This is a genomic window from Parabacteroides massiliensis, assembly GCF_900155425.1.
Lineage (GTDB): Bacteria > Bacteroidota > Bacteroidia > Bacteroidales > Tannerellaceae > Parabacteroides > Parabacteroides massiliensis.
Window position 1 is genome coordinate 1,493,605 of record NZ_LT700191.1, and the last position, 22,022, is coordinate 1,515,626.

Sequence of the window (22,022 nt, forward strand, 5' to 3'; positions counted from 1 at the left end):
GATATGACTCTTAAAACATCGCTATACGATCGGTTGACCCGGGAAGAATTAATACGATTACTGGAAGCCAAAGATAACAAACCTGGCAATACCGGAATTCGTATGTCTTCGGAAACGCCGACAATCAAACGTGTTATTTCTGAAGTCTTAGTTATCCTGTTCAACGAAGAAAACAAGCCAATCGAAAAAGCGATGAACTTGTTATTGGATTATTTCTGTGCTGATTGGGGGTATGTTGCCATCTTTGAGAAAGACGGGTTGGCTGCTAATTTTACGTGTGAAGTGAAGAGCTCGTGGGTGAAAGTCCCCAAAGATGACCGGAATAAATTGACATACGACACAATCCCGTGGATTATTGACACCGTCAAGGACGGGCACGATATCGTGCTGGGAGATATAGCCGGCCTACCTGCAGAAGCGAATGTCGACAAAATCCTGCTGGCCGAACAACGGCTGAAGTCTATGCTGATCATCCCGCTTACCTTCCATAATAAAGTACAAGGGTTCATCGGTTTCGACTCGGTGCAGAAGAGCCGTTTCTGGACCGCCTCGGAGGTGGAGGACATGCATATCATTGCTGGTATTTTCTCCATTATAATAGAACGTTGGCAAACCAGTTATAATCTGGAAGAGTCGAGAAAACGTATCTCCAAATTGAGCACGAAGTTCTATCAGTTTTTCAATAATCTGCCGATCGGTGTGGAACTGTATGATGCGGAAGGAAACTTGATCGATATAAACGATGCCGACACTAAAATCTTCGGTAGCCCGATGAAACGGAAAAACAGGCTAAAGAGGAACAGACGCAAAACAACCTAGCGATCCTGAAAGCCATTCTCTTGTCCGGTCATTCTCTTATAGCCGAATACGATATAGAGAAGAAAGAGTTGTTTGTCGATTCGCTCCTGAACGAAACGCCGGACGACAATAAACTGTTCAATTACTTGAGAGATAACAAGCATATGACGCTCGAAGGTGTACAACGGATTGTTCGTTCGAGCGATAATGTCAACCAACTTTTCCAAGTGATAGAAGGTAAACTGGACCATTGCAGCTTTGAATGCCGCACCGCTATCGAAAACGAAACGATCTGGATTCGTATCAATGCGCAGGCCTATAAGACGAAAGGGAGCAAGCGGCAAAACAAAATGATCTGCCACGTCACTAATATCACTGAAGAAAAACTGTTGGAGGAGAAGCTGCGGCATGCGGAGTACGAAACCCGGCAGTCGGAGTTGGAGATACAGAAAGTTCGTGAAGCGGACAAGCTGAAATCAGCCTTCCTTGCCAATATGAGCCACGAGATACGGACACCGCTCAACGCCATAATCGGATTTTCCAATATTCTTGCCGAGACTGACGATAGAGAAGAAAAAGAAGAGTTTGTCAAAATAATCAATAATAACAGTGACTTGCTCCTTCGTCTGATTACCGATATCCTGGACTTTTCCAAAATAGAATCGGGCATCCTGGACTACTCGCTTGCCGATGCCAGCCTGAAAGAGATATTCTATGAACAGTTTCAAGTACATGCGTTGAAAATACAGGAACAGGTTTCATTGATCTGTGACTTCGACGCGCTGCCGGACATCCTCGTTCATACCGATCCTAAGCGAGTCACGCAGGTGATTTCGAATCTGATCTCCAATGCTGTCAAATTTACGGAAAAGGGAAGCATAAGGCTTTCTTTCCGCATCGTAGAAGGGTATGTGCTGATTGAAGTAATCGATACGGGTATCGGGATCTCGCTCCAGCATCAACAGACGATCTTCGACCGTTTCATGAAAGTCAACTCATTCAAACAAGGGACCGGTTTAGGTCTGACAATCTGCAAAACCATTATCAAAGCCCTCGGTGGGACAATCGGTGTCGATTCGAAGGTGGGAGAAGGCACGCGCTTCTGGTTTACGCTCCCTTACAATAGATAATTTTCTGCGTGTGTAGCAGGCAACGAAGAAAAATTTTCACCTGTTTCCATTTGGTGAAAATTTATTTTCTCCCGCGGGAAAATAAATTATCATGGGCAGGAAATAAAATTTTCATGCCTATGAAAATTTTATTTCCTCATAAGAAAGTATTCCGTTATAGCAACTCAATACCGGAAACTGCCGCCTCCGAGGAATTCACGCAAAAGGGAAGTTCCCGGAAGCCCGGCATCGGGAATATAATTGAAGTAGCGGAGGAAACGGAGCAAACGATACGCTTCGGCATTTTCCGGATCGCATTCGCGCACTTCGCGCAGGATCGGTTCGGCTTCCTTACGCAAGGCGGCCAGTTCATACAACATGGCACTGTTGAACATCGCATCCGCATTTTCCTGATACGGGAATATCCATTTGTCTTCGCCCCGGCGTACGCTGGGCCAGCGGGCGATTGTGTCACGGGCGGAATATCCGCGGAACCGGTAGTCGCGGATGATACGGCGCAAGAGTCGGTTGTCGGTTGTCGGGATCCAGTTGTGATTGTCCAACGAGATGGAAGTCAGCACAGACACATAGATGCGGTATTTGTAGCAATCTTCGATCATGGCGGTCAGTTCGGGGTTCAAGGCGTGGATGCCTTCTATCACCAGGACCGAGTTTTTCTGCATCTTCAGTTTCTTTCCTTTGAAAACGCGGCGGCCTGTCTCGAAATTGAAACTCGGCACATCGATCTCTTCGCCTGAAAGCAACTTTTGCAGTTCGCTGTTGAAATAAGGCAGGTCGAGGGCATACAGCGACTCGAAGTCATATTCGCCGGATTCGTCTTTCGGCGTATCTTCACGGTTCAGGAAGTAATCGTCCAGCGAAAGTCCGACCGGATGGATCAGGTTTGTAATCAACTGAATCTCCAGCCGTTTGCAGAAAGTCGTTTTCCCCGATGAGGACGGTCCGGAAATCAGCACGATACGGATGCCGTTATCATAGCGGGCGGCAATTTCTTCTGCGATCTTGGCTACCTGTTTTTCCTGTATGGCTTCGGAAACCATCACGACCTCGGAGGCCAGGCCTTTTTCGATCACCCGGTTCAGGTCTCCGACGTTGTCCAACCCGACCGTACGTTGCAGAGTCAGGTGTTCCTTATAGACCTGGAACATTTTATCTTGGCGGATGACAGGTTCCAATTCTGTCGGATTCGCTCTTTGAGGCACACGCAGCAACACGCCGTCGAAGTAGGGAACCAGGTCGAAATGCCGGATATAACCGGTGGAAGGAGTCAGGCAGCCGTAGAAATAGTTGATGTAGCCGTCCAATTCATAATAAGAAGTATAAGGCATGCCGGCGCTTTCGATCAGGCGGGCCTTGTCATTCATGCCTCTTTCACGGAACAGGACTGCTGCATCGGCTGTCCGGACCGTCTTCAAATGGAAAGGCAGGTCGGCATCGATGATTTCACGCATCCGCTTTTTGATCTTGCCGATCGTCTCTTCGTCTATGTTTTTGCCATTGTGGATAACACAATAATAGCCTTTCGAGATAGGATGTTCCAGGTTCAGGGTTGCCGAAGGGAGCACGTCGTTCACAGCTTTCGAGAAAATATGGCAGAGGGAACGGACGTATGTTCGCATTCCCGAAAGCGTGGAATAGTCGACATATTCTACGTCTTTCGGATGCCAGCAACGGAAGGTCAACCCTTCCGTTTTATTATTCACCTGTGCATTCATCGGGCGTAACCGAAGCGGTGCGCCAACCAATGAATAGATCTCCAACAATGAAGAACCAATCGGTACTTCTTTATAAGTATTGTTGTTTTTGCAATAAATTGTAATAGTTTCAGACATGGTATATCAGTTATTATATGTACTTTTGTCCCCTAAAGTTAGGAATATTAATCGGATATACATCCACTTAAACGTATTTTAAATGGACTATTCATTTTTTGATTTTCTACGCCTTATAGGTTCCTTGGGTTTGTTCCTGTACGGTATGAAGATCATGAGCGAAGGTCTGCAGAAGTTTGCGGGAGACAGTTTGCGCAGGATTCTGACGGCCATGACGACCAATCGGGTTACCGGAGTTCTTACCGGGGTTTTGATTACAGCCCTGATTCAATCATCCTCCGCTACAACGGTCATGGTGGTCAGTTTCGTAAATGCCGGGCTGCTTACTCTTACCCAATCCATCGGTGTCATAATGGGAGCCAATATCGGTACGACCGTCACTGCTTGGCTGATCTCGGCTCTCGGATTCAAAGTCGACATTGCGGCTTTTTCTCTTCCTCTGCTCGCGTTCGGTATTCCACTCCTGTTCTCCGGAAAAAGTTCACGTAAATCGGTCGGAGAGTTCATTTTCGGTTTCTCTTTCCTTTTCATGGGGCTTCAGGCCCTAAAAGCTAATGCTCCAGATCTCGGAGCCAATCCGGAGATGCTTGCCTTTGTGCAGAATTATGCCGATATGGGCTTCTTTTCCATCATCCTGTTTCTGTTTATCGGGGCTATTCTGACCATGATTGTGCAGGCCTCTGCTGCGACGATGGCTATCACGTTGATTATGTGTGCCAACGGATGGATTGACTATCAATTGGGTGTGGCGCTCGTATTGGGTGAAAATATAGGAACAACGATCACGGCCAACCTGGCGGCTTTGACCGGCAATACACAAGCCAGGCGGGCAGCTTTGGCACACCTTGTCTTCAACGTGTTCGGTGTGATCTGGGTATTGATCCTGTTCTATCCGTTCACCAATGCCGTTTCCTGGTTCGTCACGAACGTAATGCGCATTTCCGATCCGTCGGTGGCTGTCTCTTTCAAACTGGCCGCTTTCCATACGGCTTTCAATATCAGTAATACATTTATTATGATCTGGTTTGTCGGCTTGATAGAGAAGACGGTTTGTTTCCTTATCAAAGGGAAGAAAGACGAGGACGAGGAATATCGTTTACGTTATATTACGGGTGGTATGTTGTCGACAGCCGAACTTTCGATCTTGCAGGCACATAAGGAGATCACACTGTTTGCCGAGCGTACAGGCCGTATGTTGGATATGGTGAAAGCGCTGTTTTATGAGAAGAACGAGGATGCTTTCCTGAAAACCTATAGCCGCGTCGAGAAATACGAAAGTATCAGTGACCGGATGGAGATAGAGATTGCCAATTATCTGACTTGTGTGGCGGAAGGACGCCTGAGCTCGGAAGGTAAGGAAGAAATCCGCATCATGCTGCGTGCCGTATCGGAGATCGAGAGTATAGCAGACTCCTGCAATAACATGGCGCGAAGCATCAAACGTCGAAACGAGTTTAAATCGGTCTTCACAGACGAGCAGAACCACAATGTGGACCAGATGCTGGCACTTACGGAGAAGGCTTTGCATCGCATGATCGAGATTCTGAAGAAATCGGAACTTGTACGTGACGATGTCAACCCGTCCTACAACATCGAAAACGAAATAAACAATTATCGCAACCAGTTGAAAATCCATAATGTGGAAGACATCAATAACAAGAAATACCAGTATCAAGACGGTGTCTATTACATGGATATCATCGGTGAAGCCGAAAAATTAGGCGACTACGTGCTGAATGTGGTACAGGCGGTTATCGAGAAAAAGATATAAGAATATTTGAAACATTAAAGAACCAGGTTTGCGGATGACGCGGATCGGGCGGATCTTAACGGATAAAATAATTAAAATCCGCTTTCATCCGTTTCATCCGCGTCATCCACGAACCTGGTTCTTTAGTGAGACATTTAGTCTCACACCTGCCAACACCGAGCTGTTCTTTTATATTGGACTTGAGTGGATCACAGTGTCACGCCGGATTTGAAGATGGCGATTTCTCTGTAGCCGTTCTTCTCATTGTTAGTCGGGTTGCCGCTTGCAACACCGATGATAAACCGGATAAAACAGTCGCAAACTTCCCCCATGCTTTTGCCCTCCAAAAGAGAGCCTGCATTGAAGTCGATCCAATTCGGTTTACGGTGATATAGATTGCTGTTAGTCGAAACTTTGACTGTCGGAACAAACGTCCCGAATGGAGTCCCTCTGCCGGTCGTAAACAAAACCAGATGGCAGCCCGAAGAAGCAAGGGCTGTACTGGCCACAAGGTCGTTTCCGGGGGCACTCAACAAATTCAGTCCTCTTGTCTTTAGGCGTTCGCCATAGAGCATCACATCCCGGACAGCCGAAGTTCCGGCTTTTTGCGTACAGCCCAGTGATTTTTCTTCCAAGGTGGAAATGCCTCCCGCCTTATTACCCGGGGAGGGGTTTTCGTAAATCGGTTGTTTGTTTTCTATAAAATAGGATTTGAAGTCGTTGATCAGATGAACGGTCTTCTCAAAGACAGCTTTCGATTCGCACCGGTTCATCAGAATCGTCTCGGCACCGAACATCTCCGGAACTTCCGTCAGGACAGTCGTTCCTCCCTGTGCTGCCAGAAAGTCGGAAAAGACACCCAACAGAGGATTGGCCGTAATGCCGGAAAAGCCATCCGACCCTCCGCATTTCAATCCTACACGCAACTCATTTAAGGGAATATCCGTCCGCCGGTCCTGCGATACAATCGCATGGAGTTCCCGCAACAGTCCCATTCCCGTTTCCAGTTCATCGTCCACCTTCTGCGTTTCCATAAAGCGGATGCGTTCCGTATCGTAATCGCCAAGCATTTCCCCGAAAGCGCTGACTTGGTTGTTCTCGCAGCCTAACCCGACAACGAGAACAGCACCAGCATTCGGATGCAGAACCATATCCCGTAAAATCTTCCGGGTATTCTCATGATCGTTTCCCAGTTGGGAACAGCCATAATTGTGAGGAAATGCGACGATCGCATCGACCCCTGCGCCCTGTGTCTCCTGTCGTAACCGGTCTGCCAGCCGGTGCGTGATGCCGTTGACACAACCAACGGTCGGAATCACCCATATTTCGTTCCGGATTCCCACTTCTCCGTTCTTGCGGCGATATCCTTTGAAAGAAAGCAGTTTTTCGGATGGCTGTTCCGGAATAGGCTGCGGGCTGAATTCATATTCCCGTAATCCTTTCAGATTGGTCTTGATATTCTTTTCGTTCACCCAGCTTCCGGCACTTATCGCCTCATGGGCATGTCCGATGGGAGCGCCATACTTTATGATAAGGTCTCCCTCTTTCAAGTCCTGCAAGGCTACTTTGTGCCCTGCAGGGATATCCTGCAGGACAGCAATCGTTTTGCCGTTGATATCCAAAGAAGTACCGGCCTGTAAATCCTTTATGGCGACCACGACATTGTCCGCCGGATTTATTTGTATATAAGTCCGCATCAGCAAATTTCTTTAACGACAGTAAGCATTCCTTTTTCCTGAATGGCATCCAGAAAACCTTTCACCATACCGGTCAATCCCGGAATGCGGTTCAGGTCTTCTCCCCAAATGGAAGTCGCTGCCAATACACCTTCGGCGACCTGCTGTGTCGAGCCGGTAGCCCAAAGATCCTGTAGCAGTTGAAGGTTTTCGGCGGAATCATTCGGCTCGGATTTCGTCCCGTCGTTACGCACATATCCCTTATAATAGGTAATAATGGCAGCCAGACCTAACACCAGCCCCTTGGGTAATTCGCCTTTCCGTTCCAGATAGACTTTCAGTCCCGGCAGATCGCGTGTTTCATATTTAGGGAAAGAGTTCAGCATGATGGAAACGACCGAGTGGTCGACAAACGGATTGTTGAAACGTTCCATGACATCATTGCCGAACTGCACCAGTTCTTCTTTGGGCAGATTCAGCGTTTCCAGCAATTCTTCGAACATCACTTTGTGGATATATTTCCCCAGTATCTCGTGCTGGCAGGCATCCCGTACGATATTCACTCCGGAAAGCCAGGAAACAGGTGCCAGAACCGTATGAGGACCGTTCAAAAGAGTTACTTTCCGCTGGTGGTAGGGCTCTTCGCTCGGAACAAACAGTACATTCAAACCCGCCTTGTCTGCCGGAAATTCTTTGGCAACCGATTCGGGCGCCTCGATTACCCATAAATGGAATATTTCCGCCTGCACGACCAGATTGTCGTTGTATTGCAGTTTTTCTTTGATCGAATCGATCTCTTTACGCGGAAATCCCGGAACAATACGGTCGACCAATGTCGCATATACCCCGCAACTTTCCGTAAACCACGTTTTGAAACCTTCTCCCAATTGCCATAAATCAATATATTGGTAGATAGTCTCTTTCAGTTTATGCCCGTTCAGGAAGATCAATTCGCATGGAAAAATAATCAAGCCTTTGTCTTTGTCTCCGTTAAATGTCTTGTAGCGGTGATAAAGCAATTGCGTCAGTTTGCCCGGATAGGAAGAGGCCGGCGCGTCTTCCGGCTTGCAAGCCGGATCGAAGGTTATTCCTGCTTCCGTCGTATTGGAAATGACGAAACGCATCTCCGGCTGTTCCGCCAGTTCCATAAAAGCGGAAAAGTCCGCATAAGGATTCAGCGCACGGCTTATCACGTCGATCCGGGTGAGGCTGTCGACCTTTTCGCCTTTGTCCAATCCCTGAAGATTGACATGGTACAAGCAATCTTGCGCGTTCAACATATCAACCATTCCCCGGTCGATAGGCTGGACCACTACGACACTGCTGTTGAAACCCACTTTCTCATTCATTTTCTGGATAATCCAATCCACGAATGCACGGAGAAAATTACCTTCACCGAACTGGATGACCCGTTCCGGATGCTGTATTTTCCCGGCAGTTTTTTCATTCAACTCTCTCATCTTACTATCATTTAAAATTTGTTCATTAATGGCAATTAGAGCCGATTATATAAATTCGGGTCTAATTTAAAAGAAATCTCGGATTTATTTTCTATATTTGCATAAAACTTATCCGTAACTAGCAAGAACTTTTTTCTTTTAATACCATGAAACAATATTTTATTGATGCATCCATTTTATTATCTATTTTAATTATGACGACATCCTGCTCACCTAAAGTCGAAATGATTCCAGTAGAATTAGCTTATAAGGCAGAAGCAACTACTGGAGAGGGTTCTATCTGGCATCCCGAACGCCACACTCTGTTCTGGGTTGATATCGAAGGACAAACATTGTATGAATATCATCCCGAAACAAAAGAATGTAATTCTTGGAAATTCGACCGTATGGTATCGACGGTTGTCCCCGAAACAGACAGTACGGTTATCATAGCTTTGCAAAACGAAATCGTGCGGGTAAACCTGCATGACGGACATACCACTTCTATCGCTCCGATACCTGACGGAGACGGAAAGATCCGTTGCAACGACGGTAAATGCGATCCTGCCGGGCATTTGTGGATCGGGACGATGGGGTTCGGAGCGCCTAAAGGGGCCGGGACCTTGTATACTGTTTCACCGGACGGAACTGTTACGACGAAATTGAAAAAGGTCACGATCTCAAACGGGATCGTCTGGTCGTCCAATAAGAAGTTTATGTATTACAACGATACGCCGACCGGCAAGATAGCCCGCTACCGCTACGATGCCGACAACGGAGACATCCTGTTCGACGGCATAGCCGTTACTTTGCCCGAAGGGACAGGGGTGCCCGATGGTATGGCAATCGATAGCAAAGACCATCTTTGGGTGGCCCAATGGGGAGGATATGGCGTTTATTGCTACAATCCTTATACCGGAGAGTTGTTGACAAAAGTAGAAGTCCCGGCGCCAAATGTCGCATCCTGTGCTTTCGGCGGCAATAAAATGGATATACTTTATATCACAACGGCTCGTGCAGGGTTGTCTGAAGAACAGCTCTGGAAATATCCGTTAAGCGGCAGTGTTTTTTGTTGCAAACCGGGTGCTAAAGGGATAAGGGCCAATAGTTTCGGAGAATGAAATCTCCCGAAGATTATTTATCACAAAGGTAAACAGCTTCTCAAAATTTATTGTTTACTTTGTAAAACATTGAAAAGGAATATGACTAAGAATAAATCTGAAAAGAAAAGTAATAAACCGGGGAAGAAGAAAAGCCACTCCAAAGGTGAAAACAAACGGATGAAAAAAGAGGCTATGATCAATGCCATCATCAACGTTTTCAAATCTTCTCCCAAAGAACCTTTTAACTATCGACAAATCAGCAGTATGATTGGAGTAACCAATCAGGTGCAGAAGTTGCAGGTGGTGGATATCCTGTATGAGCTTTCTTCCGACAATTTCATTTCCGAGATAGACCGGGGACGCTACCGCTATAACGATTGGGGAACGACTGCTGTCGGAACTTTTATGCGCCGCCAGAATGGCAAGAACTCTTTTATCCCCGAAGATGGCGGGACTCCGATTTTCGTGGCAGAGCGAAACTCCGCACATGCGCTTAACGGCGATAAGGTAAAAATTCAGCTTCATGCCAAAAGAAAAGGAGCTGACCCGGAAGGCGAGGTTATTGAAATACTGGAAAGCCAGCAACGCTCGATCACCGGAAAATTGCAGGTGACCAAAGGGCTCGCATTTCTTATTACGGAAGACAAGACTCTTGCAAACGATATCTTTATTCCGAAAGACAAACTGAAAGGGGGCAAGACCGGCGACAAAGCGATCGTACGTATCACCGAATGGCCGGAAGGAGCCAAGAACCCGTTGGGCGAAGTAGTCGATATTCTGGGTACTGCCGGCGACAACAATGCGGAGATGAATGCTATCCTGGCCGAGTTTAACCTTCCATACAAGTATCCGGCCAACGTCGAGAAGGCAGCAGAAAAGATATCGGAAACGATCCCTGAAGAGGAAATTGCCAAACGTGAGGATTTTCGCGGTATCACGACTTTTACGATCGACCCGAAAGATGCCAAGGACTTCGATGATGCCCTTTCCGCCCGTAAGTTGGATAATGGCAATTGGGAAGTAGGCGTTCATATTGCCGATGTGACCCACTATGTTAAGCCGGAAAGCCTGATAGACCGGGAAGCTTTCAGTCGTGCAACTTCTGTGTATCTCGTGGATCGTACCATCCCGATGTTACCGGAACGTTTGTGCAATCAGATATGTTCACTTCGGCCGGATGAGGAAAAACTTTGTTTTTCTGTGATTTTCGAGCTGAATAAGAATGCCGAAATCCAACAGTCCCATATCACCCGCACCATTATCAAGAGTGACCGCCGTTTCACTTATGAAGAGGCTCAGGCTGTCATTGAAACAGGCGAGGGCGATTATAAAGAAGAAATCTTGGCACTTAACAGCCTGGCACAAAAACTGCGCGACCGACGTTTTAAAGACGGGGCAATTGCTTTCGACCGTTACGAAGTCAAATTCGACATAGACGAGAATGGCAAACCGTTGGGAACGTATATCAAAGAATCGAAGGAAGCCAATAAGTTGATCGAAGAATTCATGTTATTGGCAAACCGTACGGTTGCCGAGTTTGTCGGAAAGAGTAAGAATAAGACTAAGAAGACGTTTGTCTATCGTGTCCATGAACAGCCTGATCCTGAAAAACTAAGAGACTTCTCTGCGTTCATCAGCCGTTTCGGTTACAAGATGCGTACGGAAGGAACGAAAACGGATATCTCCAAAGGTATCAACAAGCTGTTGGACAGCGTACAGGGCAAACCGGAAGAAAACTTGGTGGAGACTTTGGCTATCCGCTCCATGCAGAAAGCCCGCTATACGACAGACAATGTCGGACACTATGGGTTGGCAATGGACTATTATACGCATTTCACTTCTCCCATCCGCCGTTATCCGGATATGATGGTGCATCGTTTGCTGGAACGCTATCTGGCTGGTGGGCGCAGTGTGATAAAGAATAAATACGAGGATTATTGTAAACATTGTTCCGATATGGAAGTGTTGGCTTCAAACGCCGAACGCTCCTCCATCAAGTACAAACAGGTCGAATTTATGAAAGATAAGTTGGGGCAGGTATTCGACGGTACCGTGTCCGGTGTCGCCGAATGGGGATTGTATGTGGAACTGAATGAAAACAAATGCGAAGGACTTGTCCCGATCCGCGACCTCGACGATGACTACTATGAGTTTGACGATAAGAATTACTGTTTGTTGGGACGCAGGACAAAACGCATTTACCGGTTAGGAGACTCCATTACGGTAAAGGTGGCACAAGCTAACCTGGAGAGGAAACAGTTGGATTTCGCATTGGTCTGAACAATGGACATTGGACAATTGACAATTGGTTCGGTTTTTGGCCGATTTAGTATTCCTAAGATTGTCAATTGCCCATTGTCAATTCCAAAAGACAAGTCCTGCCACTCCGCAGGCTATCAACCCTAATCCCAGCAAGGCATAGAAAATACGGGCACCTTTACGGCCCAGCCATCTGACAAAAGTCATAGCTCCGCTGGTCTGGAAATACCAGTCGAGATTCAAGATCGCAGCAACAATGGAGAATGCCCCTAATGCGATAAAGAGTAGTAGGATGAAATATTCGGTAGGCTCCATTTTACTTCACTTCTACGGTACGGGAGCCGTCCGGGTTTTCTGTAATGGTAACATCTACAACATCACCGGGCAATAATTCTTCGATCTTTTCCGGCCATTCGATAAAGCAGAGAGCATCGCTATAGAAATAGTCTTCCGTGCCTATATCTTCCGCTTCACTTAGTTTGTTGATGCGATAGAAGTCAAAATGATAGATAAGTTCACCGGTCTTATCGCTGCGATATTCGTTGATGATGGCGAATGTCGGGCTGTTGATGACATCTTCCACACCCAACTCTTCGCAGATAGCCTTGATAAAAGTTGTCTTTCCCGCTCCCATGTTGCCCCGGAATGCAAAAACAGTACGGTCGTCCATTCCGGCAATGAACTCTTTGGCTGCTTGACGGATCGTATCTAAACTTTCGATTTTAATTGTATGCATAACTTTGATAATTGATTAATTGGCAATTGACAATTGACCATTCAGAGAGAAAAAGGAGAATTGGTAACTGGCAACCGGCAATTGAAGTTTATGGTTGCAAAGTTAAAACAATTGTCAATTGTCAATTCTTAATTGTCAATTATTTTGCAGTTGCCAATCATTTTACTGTCATCGTGATGAAAGGAATCAACATTTCCTCCATCGAAATACCTCCGTGCTGGAATGTGTTCTTATAGTAAGAAACGTAATAATTGTAGTTGTTCGGATAGGCAAAGAAATCGTTACTCATCGCAAAGATATATTTGCTGCTCAAATTCGGGGAAGGCAGTCCTGCCTTGTCGGGAAAACGAATGTCGAAAACTTCCTTCGGATTATAATTCAAGTTCTTGCCTACCTTGTAGCGCAGGTTGGTATTTGTATTCTTATCGCCTATCACCTTCTGCGGGTTGTCAACGCGGATCGTACCGTGGTCGGTCGTGACGATTACTTTATATCCTTTTCCGGCGATACGTTTGAAAAGTTCCAGTGTACCTGAATGTTGAAACCAAGAGCGTGTCAGGCTGCGATAGGCTGCTTCGCTCTGGGCCAGTTCGCGGATCATCTTGTTTTCTGTACGAGCATGAGACAGCATGTCGACGAAGTTCAGCACTACCACATTCAACTGGTTACGAAGCAGAGATGGAACGATATTCAGCAATTTGTCGTTATACTGCGAATCATGTACCTTATGATAGGAGAACGTATATTTTTTACGGAACCGCTCGATCTGTGTCTGGATAAGCGGCGCCTCGTTCAGGTTTTTCCCTTCTTCACTATCTTCGTCCACCCAAAGTTCCGGAAACATCTTTTCGATCTGCAAAGGCATCAGTCCGGAGAAGATCGAGTTGCGGGCATATTGTGTGGCGGTCGGGAGGATGCTGTAGTACAGGCTTTCGTCGAACGTATAGTATTCGGCAAGCAGATCTTTTACTTCGCGCCACTGGTCGAGACGGAAATTGTCGATCAGGATAAAAAAGACTTTTTCTCCGTTGTCGAGCATCGGAAATACTTTCTTTTTAAACAAATCCGGACTCATCAACGGGCGGATTTCAGGATTTTGAATCCAATCCAAATAGTTCTTTTTGACAAATTTCCCGAATGCACAGTTTGCCTCCTGTTTCTGCATACGGAGCATGTCAGTCATCGGAACCTGGCTGTTTTCCAACTCAATTTCCCAATAGACGAGCTTCTTGTATACCTCCATCCAGTCGTCGGTCGTCAGCGAATCGTTGATTTGCATGCCGATACGTCCGAACTCCTGCTGGTAGCCGACAGTTGTCGTTTCGGATATGATTACATTCTTGTGGACATTTTTCTTGATAGACAAAAGCAATTGGTTTGGGTTGACCGGCTTGATCAGGTAATCGGCGATCTTGTTGCCGATAGCCTGGTTCATGATGCTCTCTTCCTCGCTCTTGGTAACCATGACGATCGGAACATCGGGATTGATAGCCTTGATCTGCGCCAATGTTTCCAATCCGGTCAGCCCCGGCATATTCTCGTCCAGAAAAATAATGTCGAACGATTCTTCCTTACAGCATTCGATGGCGTCCTGCCCGCTGATTACCGGAATCACTTCATATCCCTTGTCCTGCAGGAAAAGGATGTGGGGCTTTAACAAATCTATCTCATCATCTGCCCAAAGCACTCTGTCTTTCTTTGCTGCCATAGTTCTATCTTTCTTTTTTTTGAGGATGAACAAACGGGTTCATCCCTACAAATGTATGATATTATAACGATATACCCCTTTATTTTGTATGTTCTTCCCTCATTTTTTAGGCTCTTTTGCATTACCTTTGTATAATATAAACGAGTTAACTATACACACGTATGAGACTATCCGTATTTATCCTGATCTACCTGTTTCTTACCGTATGCGGCACACAAGGAAAAGGCCGTGAAAGAATATCCTTTAACAGGAATTGGCGCTTTGCCTTGACAGAAAAACAAGCCGATGCTTCTGCTCCCGGTACGGATGACAGCAATTGGCGGATACTGGACCTGCCTCACGACTGGAGCATCGAGTCGGATTTCTCCCTCGATAACCCGGCAACTCCTGGAGGCGGTGCGCTGCCTGGCGGAACAGGGTGGTATCGGAAACACTTCAAACTGCCTGAAAGCGACAAAGGGAAAGTGATCTATATTGATTTTGACGGCGTTTACCGGAACAGCGAAGTCTGGCTGAACGGTCATTTGTTAGGTTTCCGCCCCAACGGGTATGTCTCGTTCCGTTATGATCTGACGCCGTATCTGAATTATGGAAAGAAGGAGAATGTTTTGGTTGTCCGAGCCGATAACAGTGAACAGCCTAATTCCCGCTGGTATTCGGGTTCCGGCATTTACCGGAATGTATGGTTGGTGAAGACCGGACAAGTCCATGTGGATAATTGGGGGACAAACATCACGACTCCGGTCATTAATGCGGACAAGAGCACGGTCGAGATTGAAACGACTTTGAAAAACGACGCTTCCGATGTGACCGTGGAAGTTTCTACCCTGATACAAGACAAGGAAGGAAAGATACTATACCGGATATCCTCCCCGGCCGAGATAGCCGCAGGAGGGAAGAAAACCGTTACACACACGATAGAAATGTTCTATCCGGAACTATGGAGCGTCCGGAATCCTTATCTGTACACCGCCATAACCGAGGTGAAAGTCGGCAATAAGCTGACGGATCGTTATCGGACCACATTCGGCATACGTAAATTCGATTGGGACGAGCATACGGGATTCTCCCTGAACGGAGAACCAACAAAAATATTGGGCGTCTGCCTGCATCATGACTTGGGATGCCTCGGAAGCGCGGTCAATACGAGGGCACTCGAACGTCAGCTGCAAATGATGAAAGACATGGGCGCCAATGCCGTCCGCACCAGCCATAACCCACCGGCACCCGAACTGCTCGACATCTGCGACCGGATCGGATTGCTGGTACAAGACGAAGCTTTCGATATGTGGCGGAAACGGAAATCACCGTACGACTATGCCCGATATTTTGACGAATGGCATGAAAAGGACTTGACAGACCAGATCCTGCGCGACCGTAACCATCCGTCCGTCTTTATGTGGAGCATCGGAAACGAGGTGCTGGAGCAATGGCAACATGCCGATGCCGATACGCTCAGTCTCGAAGCTGCCAACCTGATCTTAAATGCAGGTCATCCGGTGGATGACAAGGTATTGTCCGATACTGCCATGAGCGTACAGGGATTGATCGCCCATTCGCTGGCGGCGATCGTCAGGCGCCTGGATAAGACGCGCCCCGTCACTGCTGCCAACAACGAAGCGACACCGGGTAACTTGATCTTCCGTTCGAATGCGTTGGATGTATTGGGATTCAACTATCACGAAAAGAATTACGAGCCGTTTCCGCTGAATTTCCCGGGTAAAAAGTTAATCGTAAGCGAGTCTACTTCCGCCTTGATGACACGCGGTTACTACCAGATGCCATCCGATTCGATGTATGTCTGGCCGAACACCTGGCGGGAACGCTTCGATCGTCCCGAACACCTTTGCTCGGCTTATGACAACTGCCATGTGCCTTGGGGATCGACCCACGAGGTGACTTGGCGGGAAGTCAAACGGTTGCCTTATGTTTCAGGTCTGTTTATCTGGACGGGCTTTGACTATCTGGGTGAACCGACACCTTACTGGTGGCCGAGCCGTAGCAGTTTCTTCGGTATTGTCGACTTGGCAGGCATCCCGAAAGATATCTATTATATGTATCAGAGCGAATGGACCGACACGCCGGTTCTTCACCTTTTCCCGCACTGGAACTGGAAGGAAGGAGAGACTGTCGATGTCTGGGCCTACTATAACCAAGCGGACGAAGTGGAGCTTTTCCTGAACGGTGAGAGCCTGGGTGTCAAGAGCAAGCCGGACGATGTTTTCCACGTCTGCTGGCGGGTACCTTTTGTACCGGGCACGTTGAAAGCTGTTTCCCGCAGGAACGGCAAGGATGTGCTTGTACGTGAAATCCGTACGGCCGGCGAACCAGCCCGGATCATGCTGATCCCCGATCGTTCCGTCTTGCACGCCGATGGCACGGATCTTTCATTCGTGACCGTGGAAATACAAGACAAAGACGGGAACTTGGTGCCGGATGCCGACAACCTGCTTCACTTTACGGTTGAGGGGAATGGCTTTATCGCCGGGACAGATAACGGAAACCAGAACGATTCCGTCAGTCTCAAGAAACCGGAACGCCATGCGTTCTACGGAAAAGCAATGGCGGTTGTACAAAACACGGGCAAGGCTGGAACCATCCGGTTGAAAGCTACGGCGGAAGGTCTGCCGGATGCAATCGTGGAAATAAAGGTTGGAGAATAAGAGGAACAGGGCTTGGTCGCAGAACTTGTTATTGCGGAATCCTCTGCCACTCTATCGCACTTTACCATGCGAGTTTTGATAATCATGGTGCGTAGGAGTGATAGATGCCGTATTTGTCTATCACTTATGTATCATCGGTTTTCTGAAAGCCATAGTCTTTATTTTACAATATAGGTATGTATTAATCAATCAGTAGGTATGTTTTGTTTTCGGACACCCGGGTGTCCGGGGCAGAAACACCCGGGTGTATGGGGCGGCTACACCCGGATGTTGAAAGGTGCAAGATGGGGGTGTCTGCGATCATTTCTGCTTGTTTTCGATACTTTTCTTGCTTGTTTTGAAGAAAGTATCATAAGGGAACCAAAACATTCCGGTGTGGATGTATATAGGTGTACTTAGTATAATTTAAAGAATAATGAAACTTCCGGGAGATGGTAATCAGGGATATTTATGTAAATTTGCCCGGAAATAAAAGAGTTTATGGAAGTAAAGATCATAAATAAGTCACATCATCCGCTGCCGGGATACGCGACTCCACTGTCGGCAGGAATGGATATTCGTGCAAATCTGACGGAACCGGTAGTATTGAAACCCCTTGAACGGAAACTGATTCCGACCGGATTGTATATCGCGTTGCCGGAAGGCTATGAGGCACAGATGCGCCCCCGTAGCGGCTTGGCATTGAAACATGGCATCACATTGCTGAACACGCCGGGCACTATCGATGCCGACTATCGCGGCGAGATCGGCATAATTCTGATAAACATCTCATCCGAACCGTTTACCGTCAACGACGGGGAGCGTATTTGCCAGATGGTGATCACGACTCACAGCCAGGTTGTTTGGCGACCGGTAGAGGCGCTGGACGACACCGAACGGGGAGACGGCGGTTTCGGTCACACTGGAAGATAAATGAAAATTAAATATTAAGAATTTAAAAATATGGGAGGGATGCTGAAATCTCTGATTTATATATCTTTTCTCTTATTCCTGATCGGAAGTTCGCAATTGCTGAAGGCGCAGAATCAGGATGTGGAAGTGGAAACATCGCCGAAGCCGAATAAAGTGAGTGCCGAAGATCAGCGAAAATTCGATTACTTCTTCTACGAAGGGCTGAACCTGAAGACAGCCGGTAAATTCGACGCCGCTTATGATGCCTTTAACCATTGTCTGGCGATCGATTCGACTGCATCGGCTGTCTTATACGAACTTTCTTCATTTTATGCTCAACTGAACCGTCCGGAAAAATCACTGGAGATGTTGAGGCGTGCGGTGGCTTACAGCTCTGATAATTTCACCTACCGGATGGCGTTGGCAACAATGAGCCGTAACCTCGGTATGTTCGGGGAAGCGGTAGAAGAGTATGAAAAGCTGGTAAAAGATTATCCCGGAAAACCGGAGTTGAACTATTATTTGGCGGATGCGCTTTCGCAAGAAGGTGAAATCGGGAAGGCGATCGATGCTTATGACGCCCTCGAGTCGTCTATCGGTATGAACGAAGCGCTTTCCATGCAGAAATATAAATTGTATAATACGTTGGAGCAGACCGATAACGCGTTTAAAGAAGTGGAAAAGCTTGCTGCCAAGTTTCCGATGGAATCCCGCTACCAGATAATTTTAGGTGATCTCCATCTGGAAAAGAACGATACGGTCAATGCCCTGAAATATTATCAGAAAGCACACGAAATCGATCCGGGAAGTCCTTACTACATTGTCTCCATGGCAAATTATTATGAAGCCGTTGGTAATAAAGAGGCCGCCGAGACGCAGATACGTAATGCATTGGTGAATGAGAAACTGGATGTCGATACGAAAGTCGGTATCTTGTCTCGCTATATTCTCAAACTGCAACAGACGAAGAAAGGGACCGAGAGCGCGAATACTCTTTTCCAGGCATTGCTGGAACAACATCCGGAAGATATCGATCTGAAACAGATGTACGGTGGCCTGCTGGTTGCGCAGGGAAAGACCGATGAGGCTCGTTTTCAGTTTCAGCTGATTACCGAAATGGAACCTTCGAATGCCGCTGCCTGGCAACAACTCCTGAACTTGGCGTTGAAGTCGGAAGACATTCCCGAAGTGATCCGTATCTGTACCCGTTGCCAGGAACTCTTCCCCGATGCGCCGGAGTATTACTTTTATCTTGGAATCGCTTATTTCCAGCAGGAAAAGTATCAGGATGCATTGGATACCTACAAGGCCGGATTGGAGATTATCCCGGAGACGAACGTCGGGTTAAAGTCTGATTTTTACGGGCAGATAGGCGATATCTACTATCAGATCAAGAATATGCCGGAAACCTACAAGGCGTATGACGAAGCCCTGAAATACAACGATAAGAATGTGGTTGTCCTCAATAATTACGCCTATTTCCTTTCGTTGGAAAAGAAAGACTTGAAAAAGGCGGAACGGATGAGCGCGTTAACGGTTAAACTGGAACCGGGCAATTCAACTTATCTCGATACCTATGCGTGGATATTCTTTGTGCAGGGAAATTATACGCTTGCCAAGATATACATAGAAAGTGCACTTGCCAACGACACGACCAAAAGCTCCGAGCTGGTAGACCATTACGGTGATATCCTCTTTATGAGCGGCGATAAGGAAAAGGCGCTTGAACAGTGGAAGAAGGCGAAGGAGATGGGAAAAGAAAGTGATGTGTTGAATCGTAAGATCGCAGAGGAAACCTATATAGAAGAGGAGGTCAAGAATGAATAAGATAAGCCTTGCTTTTGCGCTGCTCCTTGGTATTGCCCTGTCGTTCGCGGGCTGTAAATCGACTAAGAAAGTCGGTACGGTCGAAGCGGGTGGAGCGAAAGCTCATAACGATTTTTTTGCGCTTATGCAGAAGCAGGCGTTCAAGTACGAAACTCTGACCGCACGCTTGAATGTGGATTTGGATTTGCCGGGCAACAATATGAGTTCGCGTGTGGACCTGAAGATGGTAAAAGACAGTGCTTTCCAGTTATCCGTACAACCTTTTTTAGGAATCGAGGTTTTCCGGGCCGAGATCAGTGTGGACAGCATAAAGGTGATTGACCGTATGAACAAACGCTATGTCGCCGATAATTATGCCAACCTGAAAGGACAGACGCCGATCGAGTTCAATTTCTATAATTTGCAGGCGCTTTTTACCAATCATCTGTTCCTCCCCGGACAGCAGGGAATCAGCCCGAAACAGTACAATCGTTTTAAGTTGAAGCAAGACGGGCCCGCAGCCGAAATACAGGTGAAGGATGTGATGGGGCTACTGTACACCTTTATGGCGGACGGAGAGGAGAAGATTCTTTCAACTTGTATCGCCGAACCTTCGGACCATTACACTTTGCAATGGAACTATGCAGATTTTCGTCTGGCAGACGGACAGCCGTTCCCGATGAAGATGGATGTGCAGGTAACGAAGGACGGTGCTTCGCAAGGTGGTATTACGTTACATTTCTCCCGTATGCAGACGAACGTCCCGGTGAAAATGGATTTTTCCATTCCTGCCAAATATAAACGTATTACATTGGCTCAGATCCTCAAATCTTTGAGTAGTAATAAAATGTAAGATGAGATACTTCTTGTTCGTCATATTCGTGCTGTCGATAGGTTCTGTATCCGCACAGAACTCGGCAAGAGTACGCGAACTCGAGAAGCAGCGTAAAGCTGCACTTGCCGAGATCGAAATGACCAACCAGCTATTGAACGAGACACGGCAAACAGCGCGTAACTCTCTGAACCGTTTGAACCTGCTCTCCAAACAGATTCTTTCCCGCAAACAGGTCATCAGTCTTTTGAATCAGGAGATTGGTGAAATAGATAAACAAATCGCCGCTTCCCGCCGGAACATCTCTCAACTGGAAAAAGAGTTGGGAGATAAACGTCTGAATTACGGGAAGTCGGTTCAAAGCATGTACAAGCGTCGCAGTTCGCAAGATAAGTTGTTGTTTATCCTTTCCGCCGATAATTTTGCCCAGTCTCTTCGCCGTGTTCGTTATCTTCGCGAGTATGCCGACTGGCAGAAGTTACAGGCCTCCGAAATTATCGATAAGCAGAAGGAAATTGCCGACAAGCAGAAAGAATTGGAAAAGACGCGTACCGAGAAGAATGCTTTATTGGGTGTGCGTGAGAATGAAAGCCGCAAGCTCCAGACCGAAGAATCGAGCCAGAAAGAGGAGGTACAGCAGTTGAACAAGAAGCAAAAGCAGTTGCAGGCCGACTTGAAAAAGAAGAAGCAACAGGCTGATGCCCTGAACCGTCAGATCGAAAAACAGATAGCAGAAGAAATCGCCCGTGCCGAAGCAGAGGCCAAGGCTACGCGTGAACGGGCTGCCCGGGCTGAAAGGAACCGTCTGGCACGTGAAAAGGCAACTGCCTCAGGGAAGAAAGTCCCCGATACTGCTCCGGAGGCGGATCCGGTTCGCGAAGAACGTGTTGCCGACACCAAAGGTGGGTATGCCATGACAAAAGCCGAGAAGCGTTTGTCTGATGATTTTGCAAGCAATAAAGGTCGTTTGCCTTATCCAGTGTCCGGTCGCCATACGATTGTCGCTACCTTTGGCGAACAGCAGCATCAAGAGTTGAAGTATGTACGCACGAATAACAGCGGTATCGACATCCAGACTTCTCCGGGTGCAGATGCCCGTGCCGTGTTCAATGGTGAGGTGACACGTGTATTCGTTGTTCCGGGATATAATAATTCGGTCATTGTCCGCCACGGTAATTATCTGACGGTCTACAGTAACCTGAGCCAGGTCTATGTGAAGGCTGGCGATAAGGTGAGTACCCGCCAGGCGATCGGGAAAATCTTTACCGACACCGAGGATGGCAATGCAACGATCCTTCATTTCCAACTTTGGAAAGAAAAGACGAAATTGAATCCGGCTCCGTGGTTGGATTGACGAAGAGATGCATTAGGGTTGGATTAGGAAGCGCGTCAGGACAAA

General features: G+C 47.2%; 16 protein-coding genes. 10 read left to right on the forward strand and 6 right to left on the reverse strand.

Annotated elements, in window-relative coordinates:
• The first annotated feature begins 3 nt into the window (after positions 1-3).
• Both BQ9893_RS22240 and BQ9893_RS22245 read left to right on the forward strand, forming a co-directional pair.
• Positions 4-819 (forward strand): GAF domain-containing protein, encoded by an 816-nt coding sequence (locus BQ9893_RS22240; protein WP_244155172.1) that lies wholly within the window; start codon positions 4-6, stop codon positions 817-819.
• Between the two features lie 20 nt (positions 820-839).
• The gene (locus BQ9893_RS22245; protein WP_244155173.1) at positions 840-1,928 is read left to right on the forward strand and encodes a sensor histidine kinase; all 1,089 of its coding nucleotides are present in this window, start codon (positions 840-842) and stop codon (positions 1,926-1,928) included.
• Positions 1,929-2,092: 164 nt separating this feature from the next.
• Here BQ9893_RS22245 and BQ9893_RS17150 read toward each other — a convergent pair whose 3' ends face one another.
• Positions 2,093-3,760 carry a nucleoside kinase gene (locus BQ9893_RS17150; protein ID WP_075967053.1) on the reverse strand — a complete coding sequence of 556 codons (1,668 nt, stop codon included), beginning with the start codon at positions 3,758-3,760 and terminating at the stop codon, positions 2,093-2,095.
• An 82-nt stretch (positions 3,761-3,842) separates the two neighbouring features.
• Between BQ9893_RS17150 and BQ9893_RS17155 the strand changes: the two genes are divergently transcribed.
• The gene (locus tag BQ9893_RS17155) at positions 3,843-5,531 is read left to right on the forward strand and encodes a Na/Pi cotransporter family protein (RefSeq protein ID WP_075967054.1); all 1,689 of its coding nucleotides are present in this window, start codon (positions 3,843-3,845) and stop codon (positions 5,529-5,531) included.
• Positions 5,532-5,719: 188 nt separating this feature from the next.
• Here BQ9893_RS17155 and BQ9893_RS17160 read toward each other — a convergent pair whose 3' ends face one another.
• Together BQ9893_RS17160 and BQ9893_RS17165 are read right to left on the reverse strand one after the other, a co-directional pair.
• Positions 5,720-7,207, reverse strand: coding sequence for a UxaA family hydrolase (locus BQ9893_RS17160; protein ID WP_075967055.1), 1,488 nt, complete (start codon positions 7,205-7,207; stop codon positions 5,720-5,722).
• Positions 7,207-8,646 (reverse strand): tagaturonate reductase, encoded by a 1,440-nt coding sequence (locus BQ9893_RS17165; protein ID WP_075967056.1) that lies wholly within the window; start codon positions 8,644-8,646, stop codon positions 7,207-7,209. Before BQ9893_RS17165 ends, BQ9893_RS17160 begins: the two co-directional genes overlap by 1 nt.
• Before the next feature lie 194 nt (positions 8,647-8,840).
• Here BQ9893_RS17165 and BQ9893_RS17170 point away from each other — a divergent pair, with 194 nt between their 5' ends.
• Both BQ9893_RS17170 and rnr read left to right on the forward strand, forming a co-directional pair.
• Positions 8,841-9,746, forward strand: coding sequence for an SMP-30/gluconolactonase/LRE family protein (locus BQ9893_RS17170; RefSeq protein WP_075967436.1), 906 nt, complete (start codon positions 8,841-8,843; stop codon positions 9,744-9,746).
• Between the two features lie 81 nt (positions 9,747-9,827).
• Positions 9,828-12,008, forward strand: a complete 2,181-nt coding sequence (rnr, locus tag BQ9893_RS17175; protein WP_075967057.1) for a ribonuclease R — start codon at positions 9,828-9,830, stop codon at positions 12,006-12,008.
• Between the two features lie 78 nt (positions 12,009-12,086).
• Here the strand turns inward: rnr and BQ9893_RS17180 are convergent, their stop codons facing one another.
• From BQ9893_RS17180 to porX, 3 genes are all read right to left on the reverse strand, one after another.
• The gene (locus tag BQ9893_RS17180; RefSeq protein WP_075967058.1) at positions 12,087-12,302 is read right to left on the reverse strand and encodes an immunity 17 family protein; all 216 of its coding nucleotides are present in this window, start codon (positions 12,300-12,302) and stop codon (positions 12,087-12,089) included.
• 1 nt (position 12,303) lies between these two features.
• Positions 12,304-12,723 (reverse strand): tRNA (adenosine(37)-N6)-threonylcarbamoyltransferase complex ATPase subunit type 1 TsaE, encoded by a 420-nt coding sequence (tsaE, locus tag BQ9893_RS17185; RefSeq protein WP_075967059.1) that lies wholly within the window; start codon positions 12,721-12,723, stop codon positions 12,304-12,306.
• Positions 12,724-12,880: 157 nt separating this feature from the next.
• Positions 12,881-14,431, reverse strand: coding sequence for a T9SS response regulator signal transducer PorX (gene porX / locus BQ9893_RS17190; protein WP_075967060.1), 1,551 nt, complete (start codon positions 14,429-14,431; stop codon positions 12,881-12,883).
• A 161-nt stretch (positions 14,432-14,592) separates the two neighbouring features.
• On the opposite strand from porX, the gene BQ9893_RS17195 reads away from it, so the two are divergent.
• The 5 genes from BQ9893_RS17195 to BQ9893_RS17215 all read left to right on the forward strand — a co-directional run bounded on the left by BQ9893_RS17195 (position 14,593) and on the right by BQ9893_RS17215 (position 21,977).
• Positions 14,593-17,094, forward strand: a complete 2,502-nt coding sequence (locus BQ9893_RS17195; protein ID WP_075967061.1) for a glycoside hydrolase family 2 — start codon at positions 14,593-14,595, stop codon at positions 17,092-17,094.
• A 480-nt stretch (positions 17,095-17,574) separates the two neighbouring features.
• Entirely contained in the window at positions 17,575-18,006 is a 432-nt protein-coding gene (dut, locus tag BQ9893_RS17200; RefSeq protein ID WP_075967062.1) for a dUTP diphosphatase, read from the forward strand.
• 39 nt (positions 18,007-18,045) lie between these two features.
• Complete coding sequence (locus BQ9893_RS17205; RefSeq protein ID WP_075967437.1) at positions 18,046-19,812, forward strand: tetratricopeptide repeat protein; 1,767 nt, start codon at positions 18,046-18,048, stop codon at positions 19,810-19,812.
• Entirely contained in the window at positions 19,805-20,644 is an 840-nt protein-coding gene (locus BQ9893_RS17210) for a lipoprotein insertase outer membrane protein LolB1 (RefSeq protein ID WP_075967063.1), read from the forward strand. Before BQ9893_RS17205 ends, BQ9893_RS17210 begins: the two co-directional genes overlap by 8 nt.
• Before the next feature lies 1 nt (position 20,645).
• On the forward strand, positions 20,646-21,977 hold the full coding sequence (locus BQ9893_RS17215) for a murein hydrolase activator EnvC family protein (protein WP_075967064.1): 1,332 nt from the start codon (positions 20,646-20,648) through the stop codon (positions 21,975-21,977).
• Positions 21,978-22,022 lie beyond the last annotated feature (45 nt).

Bases quoted from the DNA above. Each gene is read 5' to 3' on its own strand.
- BQ9893_RS22240 (WP_244155172.1), top strand. From the start codon at position 4: ATGACTCTTAAAACATCGCTATACGATCGGTTGACCCGGGAAGAATTA.
- BQ9893_RS17150 (WP_075967053.1), bottom strand. From the start codon at position 3,760: ATGTCTGAAACTATTACAATTTATTGCAAAAACAACAATACTTATAAA.
- BQ9893_RS17155 (WP_075967054.1), top strand. From the start codon at position 3,843: ATGGACTATTCATTTTTTGATTTTCTACGCCTTATAGGTTCCTTGGGT.
- BQ9893_RS17160 (WP_075967055.1), bottom strand. From the start codon at position 7,207: ATGCGGACTTATATACAAATAAATCCGGCGGACAATGTCGTGGTCGCC.
- BQ9893_RS17165 (WP_075967056.1), bottom strand. From the start codon at position 8,646: ATGAGAGAGTTGAATGAAAAAACTGCCGGGAAAATACAGCATCCGGAA.
- BQ9893_RS17170 (WP_075967436.1), top strand. From the start codon at position 8,841: ATGACGACATCCTGCTCACCTAAAGTCGAAATGATTCCAGTAGAATTA.
- rnr (WP_075967057.1), top strand. From the start codon at position 9,828: ATGACTAAGAATAAATCTGAAAAGAAAAGTAATAAACCGGGGAAGAAG.
- BQ9893_RS17180 (WP_075967058.1), bottom strand. From the start codon at position 12,302: ATGGAGCCTACCGAATATTTCATCCTACTACTCTTTATCGCATTAGGG.
- tsaE (WP_075967059.1), bottom strand. From the start codon at position 12,723: ATGCATACAATTAAAATCGAAAGTTTAGATACGATCCGTCAAGCAGCC.
- porX (WP_075967060.1), bottom strand. From the start codon at position 14,431: ATGGCAGCAAAGAAAGACAGAGTGCTTTGGGCAGATGATGAGATAGAT.
- BQ9893_RS17195 (WP_075967061.1), top strand. From the start codon at position 14,593: ATGAGACTATCCGTATTTATCCTGATCTACCTGTTTCTTACCGTATGC.
- dut (WP_075967062.1), top strand. From the start codon at position 17,575: ATGGAAGTAAAGATCATAAATAAGTCACATCATCCGCTGCCGGGATAC.
- BQ9893_RS17205 (WP_075967437.1), top strand. From the start codon at position 18,046: ATGCTGAAATCTCTGATTTATATATCTTTTCTCTTATTCCTGATCGGA.
- BQ9893_RS17210 (WP_075967063.1), top strand. From the start codon at position 19,805: ATGAATAAGATAAGCCTTGCTTTTGCGCTGCTCCTTGGTATTGCCCTG.
- BQ9893_RS17215 (WP_075967064.1), top strand. From the start codon at position 20,646: ATGAGATACTTCTTGTTCGTCATATTCGTGCTGTCGATAGGTTCTGTA.